Below are 6,199 nucleotides of genomic sequence, written 5' to 3'. Positions count from 1 at the left end.
CCACTTGGCGTTGATGGCATCGGCCAGCTTGCCGCTGGGCTCGCCACCGCCGGCGGGCTTCATGCAGTTCCAGAAGAAGGTGTGGTTCCAGATCTGGGCTGCGTTGTTGTAGATGCCGCCGCTGGACTTCTTGACGATCTGTTCCAGCGTCAGGTTCTCGAACTCCGTGCCTTTCTGCAGGTTGTTCAGGTTCACGACGTAGGCGTTGTGGTGCTTGCCGTGGTGGAACTCCAGCGTTTCCTTGGAGTAGTAGGGCGCCAGCGCATCGATGGCGTACGGCAGAGGGGGAAGTTGGTGTTCCATGGGGTTTCCTTTCAGGGTGGTGGGACAAGGGATTCAGGAAGGGACCGCGGCCTGCCAGCCGCCGCCCAGCGCGCGGAACAGCGTGGCCAGCGCGACCTGGTGCGCGGTGTGCACCGCGATCCAGTCCATCTGCGCCGCGAGCGCGCTGCGCTGGGCATCGAGGTAGCGCAGGTGGTCGTCGGCGCCGGTCTGCCAGCGCGCCTGCGCCAGGCGCAGGGCTTCGCGGCTGGTGTCGGCCAGCGCGCGCTGCGCGGCCTCCTCGCGCCGCAGCGTCTCGGTGGCCGCCAGCGCGTCGGCCACCTCGCGGAAGGCCGTCTGGATGCTCAGCTCGTAGGCGGCCACGGCCTGGTCCTTGCGCAGCAGCGCGAGGTCCAGGTTGGCGGCGTTGCGGCCGCCGTCGAAGAGCGGCAGCACGAGCTGCGGCGCGAACGACCAGCTGCGCTGCCCCGCGCCGAACAGGCCGGACAGGTCCGCGCTCGCGCTGCCGAACAGGCCGGTCAGCGCGATGCGTGGGAAGAAGGCCGCGCGCGCCGCGCCGATGTGGGCATTGCGCGCACGCAGGTGGTGCTCGGCCGCGCGGATGTCGGGCCGCTGCGCGAGCAGCTCCGAGGGCAGGCCCGCGCATAGATCCTGCCGCAGCAGCGGGCCGTCGCCGGTGGCCGGCACGCCGCCCGGATCGCCCACGAGCAGCGCGAGCGCGTGGCCGGCCTGGCGTTCCTCGCGCGCGATGCGCTCGTGCTGGGCTGCCACCGCATGCACGAGGCCCCGGGCCTCCTGCACGTCGAGCGCGGTGGCCGCGCCCGCCGCCTGCCGCTGCAGCACGAGGTCCAGCGCGCGCTCGCGCGCCTGCAGCGTCTGGCGGGCTAGCTGCAGGCGCTGTTGCGCGCCCTGGCGCGCCACAGCGGCCTGGACGACTTCGGCCACGAGGCTCACGCGCGCGCCGAGCGCGGCCTCCTCGGTGGCCAGGACCTCCTGCAGCGCAGCGTCGGACAGCGCACGCACGCGGCCGAACAGGTCCAGCTCGAACGCGGCCAGGCCCACGCCGGCCTGCAGGCTGCTGTGCACGGCGGGCGAGCCCGGCGCGCGCAGCTCCTCGCTCTGGCGCTGGCGCAGGCCCCCGGCCTCGGCCTGCAGGCCGGGCAGCTGCTCGGCGCGTTGCACGCGGTACAGCGCGCGGGCCGCCTGCACGTCCAGCAGGGTCTGGCGCAGGCTGCGGTTGTTCGCGAGCGCCCGCGCCACCAGCGCGCGCAGCTGCGGGTCGACCACGAAATCCTGCCAGGTGGGCGTGGCTGCACGGGAGGGCGGCGCGGAGGTCGCGGCCGCAGCCTGCCTGTCCCAGTGCGCGGGCAGTGGCGTGGCTGGGCGCTCGTAGGCCGGCGCGAAGGAGCAGCCGGCGGCCAGCAACGCGATGGCCAGGGCGGCGGAACGCAGCAACGGGTGCTCAGACATGGCGCATCTCCGCCTGCGTTGCTGCCAGCGCGAGCGCGCGGGCGCGCGGCGAGGCCGCCTGCACGCCATGGTCGCGCGCCAGCAGCGCGTAGACCGCGGGCAGAACGAACAGCGTGAACAGCGTGCCGACCAGCATGCCGGACACCACGACCACGCCGATCGCGAAGCGGCTCGCCGCGCCGGCGCCGCTGGCCACGAGCAGCGGCAGCAGGCCGGCCACCATCGCGGCCGTGGTCATGAGCACGGGCCGCATGCGGATCACGGCCGCCTTGTGCATGGCCGCCAGCGGCCCGAGACCGTCCTGGCGCTGGATGTCGTTGGCGAACGAGACCATCAGGATGCCGTGCTTGGAGATCAGGCCGATCAGCGTGACCATGCCGATCTGCGTGTAGATGTTCATCGTGGCGTAGCCCAGCCACAGCGGCAGCAGCGCGCCGCAGATGGCCAGCGGCACCGTGACCAGGATCACGAGCGCGTCGCGCAGGCTCTCGTACTGCGCGGCCAGCACGAGGAAGATCACCACGAGCGCGAAGCCGAAGGACACCAGCAGCCGGTTGCCTTCCTGCACGAACTGCCGGCTGTCGGACAGCCAGTCGATCTGCGCGCCCGCGGGGAGCGGCTGCTTGCGCAGAAAGTCCACGGCCTGGCCCATGGTCACACCGGGCATGGGCACGGCCGACAGTGTGACGGCGTTCATCTGGTTGAACTGCGGCAGCCGGTTGGCCTGGGGCCGGACCTGCACCTGCACCAGCGTGGCCAGCGGCACGAGCTGGCCCGACGCCGCGCGCACGTAGTAGCCCGTGAGGTCGCCAGGGGTGCGGCGCTGCGCGCGCGGCACCTGCGCGATCACGTCGTAGGAGCGGTCGAACCAGTTGAAGCGGTTGATGACGTTCTCGCCGACCAGCACGGCCAGCGTGTCGGCGATGTCGCCCATGGTCACGCCCATCTCGCCGGCTTTGGCCGCGTCCACCGTCAGGCGCGCCTGCGCGCTGTCGAAGGCCAGGTCGCTGTCCACGTAGGCGAACAGACCGCTGCCGCGGGCCGCGGCCTGGAGCGTCTGCAGGGCCTGGTGCAGCTCGGTGAACGCGACCGGCGCGCGCAGCACCATCTGCACGGGCAGGCCGTCGCTGCCGGCCGGCAGCGGCGCGGGTTGGAAGGCCGTGACGGCCGCCGCCGTGATGCTGCCGGCCTGCGCGTTGAGCTGTGCCTCGACCTGGCTGGCCGCCATCTCGCGCTGCGCCCAGGGCTTGAGCACCACGCCACCGAAGCCGTTGTTCTGCCCGTTCGTGCCGCTCGTGAAGAAGCTGTTCTGGTAGTCCGGCAGCTGGCGGAACAGGGCCTCGACCGCATGGCCCGCGCGCTCGGTGTAGTCCTTGCTGGCGTACTGCGGCGCGCGCGCCGCGACGAACACATAGCCCTGGTCCTCGGCCGGCGCGAGTTCGCGCTGCACGCCCAGGAACATCACCACGATGCCGCCGCACACGAGCACGCAGGCCAGCAGCACCGCCGCGCGCGCCGCCAGCGCATGGCCCAGCAGGCGCCCGTAGCGGTCAGCCAGCGCCTGCATGGCCTGCTCGATCCGGTGCGCGAGCCGGCCTCCCGACAGATCACGGCGCAGCAGAAAGCTGCTCATCATCGGCGACAGCGTGAGCGCCACCACGCCCGACACGATGACCGCGCAGGCCAGCGTGAACGCGAACTCCTTGAACAGCGCGCCGGTCAGCCCGTCCATGAGGCCGATGGGGGCGTAGACGGCGGCCAGCGTGACCGTCATGCCGACCACGGGCCAGACGATCTCGCGCGCGCCGACCAGCGCCGCGTGGGCGGGCGACAGTCCGTCCTCGATGTGGCGGTGGATGTTCTCCACCACGACGATGGCGTCGTCCACGACCAGCCCGATCGCCAGCACCATGGCCAGCAGCGTGAGCAGGTTCAGCGAGAAGCCGAAGGCCAGCATCAGCGCGGCCGTGCCGACCAGCGACAGCGGGATTGTGACCACGGGGATGGCGACCGCGCGCAGCGAACCGAGGAACAGGAAGATCACGACGACCACGATGAGCACGGCCTCCAGCAGCGTCTGCAGGACCTCGTCGATCGAGGCGTTGACGAAGCGCGCCGTGCCGAACACGTTGCCGACCGTGAGCCCGGGCGGCGCGGCGCGCTGCAGGTCGGGCAGCAGCGCGTTGACGCCGCGCACGATCTCGAGCGGGTTGCCGTCGGGCGTGGGGGCGATGCCGAGCGAGACCGAGCGTTGGCCGTCGCCCAGGAAGCTGCTGTCGTCGTTCTGGCCGCCGAGTTCCACGGTGGCCACGTCGGCCAGGCGCACCACGCTGGCAGGGCCGCGCTTGAGCACCATGTCGCGGAAGTCCTGCACGCTGCGCAGGTCGGTCGCGGCCGTGATCGGCACCAGCGTGTCGGCGCCGCGCAATGCGCCTGGCGCGGCCTGCACGTTGTTGGCGCGCAGCGCGGAGGCCAGGTCTGCGGCCGTGAGCCCGCGCGCGGCCAGCCGCACGGGGTCCACCCACAGCCGCATGGCATAGGTTTGGCCGCCCAGGATCTCGGCCGAGGCCACGCCTGGCACGGCCGTGACCATGGGCTGCACCACGCGCGCGATGAAGTCCGTGATCTCGGGGATGCTTTGCCGCTGGCTCGCGAAGTCCAGGTATTGCACGGCCGAGACGCCGTCCGTGATCTTGCGGATCTCCGGGTCGAAGGCGCCCTGGGGCAGTCGGTACTTGACCTGCTGCACCTTGGCCAGCACCTCGGTCATGGCGCGGTCGGCGTTGGCGTTGAGCACCAGCTTGGCCTTGACCTCGCTGCGCCCTGGTGTGGAGGTGGACGACAGGTACTCGATGCCGTTCGCGCTCGCGATGGCCTGGGCCAGCGGCGTCGTGACGAAGCCCTGCATGACCTCCTGCGAGGCGCCCGGGTAGCTGGTCGCCACGACGATGGTGGCGCTCTCCATCTGCGGGTACTGGCGGATCGGCAGCGAGAACAGCGCGGCCAGGCCGGTCAGCAGGATCAGGGCCGAGAGCGTGACCGACAGGATGGGTCGGCGGATGAACAGGTCGGTGAAGCCTGTGGATGAACCTTCGCGCCGCGCGCTGCGGTGCTGAGCACCTTGGGGCGGCCCGGCGGTGCTCATGGCTGGCCTCCGCCATGCGCGGCCGGGGCGGCCTGAGCTGACGCAGCCGCCACCACGCGCAGCGCGCTGCCGGGCTGCACGCGCAGCTGGCCCTCGGTCACGACCACGTCGCCGGCCGCCAGGCCCTGGGCCACGACCACGCGTTCGCCGATGCGCCGGCCCAGCGTGATGGGCACGAACTCGGCCTGGCCGATGCCGTCGGCCGACAGCGTGCGCACGCGCAGCGCCTGGTCGCCCGAGGAGGAGGTCATGACGGCGGTGGCCGGCAGCAGCAGCGCGCCGGCCTCGGGCGGCAGCTCCAGCGCCACCGTGACGTACATGCCGGGCCGCAGGCGGTGCTGTGCAGCGGACGCAGGGAACATGGTCGCCTGCACGGTCGCGCTGCGCGTGTCGCGGCCGACCTGGGGCTCGACCGCGCTGACGCGGGCCCGCACGGGCGCGGTGTCCGACGCGCCGCTGTGCAGCAGCAGCGACTGGCCCACGCGCACGTGTGCCAGCTCCTGCTGCGGCAGGTCGAAGTTCACCTGCAGGCTGGACAGATCGGTCAGGCTTGCGGCGGCGTCGCCGGGCTGCAGGTACTGGCCCAGGTCGATGCGGCGCAGGCCGAGCTCGCCCGCAAACGGCGCCTCGATGCGCTTTTGGCGGATGCGTGCCAGCAGCTGCAGCACCCGGGCCGCGCTCTGGTCGTGCTCGGCCTGGCGCTGCTGCAGAACCTCCTGCGCGAGCGCGCCCGTGGCCGCCAGCGCCTGGGCCCGCGCGAGCTGCTGGCGTGCGAAGACTTCCTGGGCCTGGGCCGCGGCGAGGTCGGCCTGCTCGGTCGCGTCGTCCAGCTGCACGAGCAGCTGGCCGGCCTGCACCGTGCGGCCGGCCTCGAAGCGGATCGCGGCCACGCGGCCCGCCACCTCGGCCGGCAACATGACCTGGCGCACGGCGCGCAGCTCGCCCAGGGCCTGCAGCGTGCGGGGCGCGACCTCGGCCTGCAGCGTGGTGGCCGCCACGTCGACCGGGGCGCCGCCGGACCAGGCGGGTGGGGTGGGTCGGCTGGCGCGCCAGGCGGCCAGCGCGGCGGCCACGAGCGCCGCCGCGACCGCGACGGTGGCCAGCGCCCTCCACGCGGCCGGCTTGCGGACGCGTGCGGCGTCCGGCAATGGTTCTTGCATGCGTTTCTCCCTGCCGCTGCAGGCGGGGCAACGGGCCCGGCACCTGGCGGTCGACCGCGTTTGTAAGACCTCAAGTGAACTTGAGGTCAAGCGACAAGGTTATTCGCTGTGGTGCCGTCGCGCCAGTGGCGCGTCGCCCAAC

The 6,199-nt window shown here is 72.6% G+C and carries 3 protein-coding genes and 1 pseudogene; all 4 read right to left on the bottom strand.

From position 1 onward, the window contains the following. Nucleotides 1-303: pseudogene (locus ASF45_RS34025) on the bottom strand (superoxide dismutase [Fe]); the annotation flags it as partial. A 33-nt stretch (nt 304-336) separates the two neighbouring features. Further along, the gene (locus ASF45_RS34020; protein WP_056674334.1) at nt 337-1,752 is read right to left on the bottom strand and encodes an efflux transporter outer membrane subunit; all 1,416 of its coding nucleotides are present in this window, start codon (nt 1,750-1,752) and stop codon (nt 337-339) included. Beyond that, a complete protein-coding gene (locus ASF45_RS34015) occupies nt 1,745-4,897 on the bottom strand; it encodes an efflux RND transporter permease subunit (protein ID WP_082551422.1) in 3,153 nt (1,050 codons plus the stop codon). The genes ASF45_RS34020 and ASF45_RS34015 overlap by 8 nt, the downstream gene beginning before the upstream one ends. Further along, complete coding sequence (locus ASF45_RS34010; protein ID WP_056674331.1) at nt 4,894-6,057, bottom strand: efflux RND transporter periplasmic adaptor subunit; 1,164 nt, start codon at nt 6,055-6,057, stop codon at nt 4,894-4,896. Before ASF45_RS34010 ends, ASF45_RS34015 begins: the two co-directional genes overlap by 4 nt. Between the last annotated feature and the right edge of the window lie 142 nt (nt 6,058-6,199).

It is taken from the genome of Pseudorhodoferax sp. Leaf265, assembly GCF_001422365.1.
Lineage (GTDB): Bacteria > Pseudomonadota > Gammaproteobacteria > Burkholderiales > Burkholderiaceae_C > Pseudorhodoferax.
Note: the sequence above shows the minus strand (reverse complement) of the source record. Positions and strands in the feature narration are given on the sequence as shown.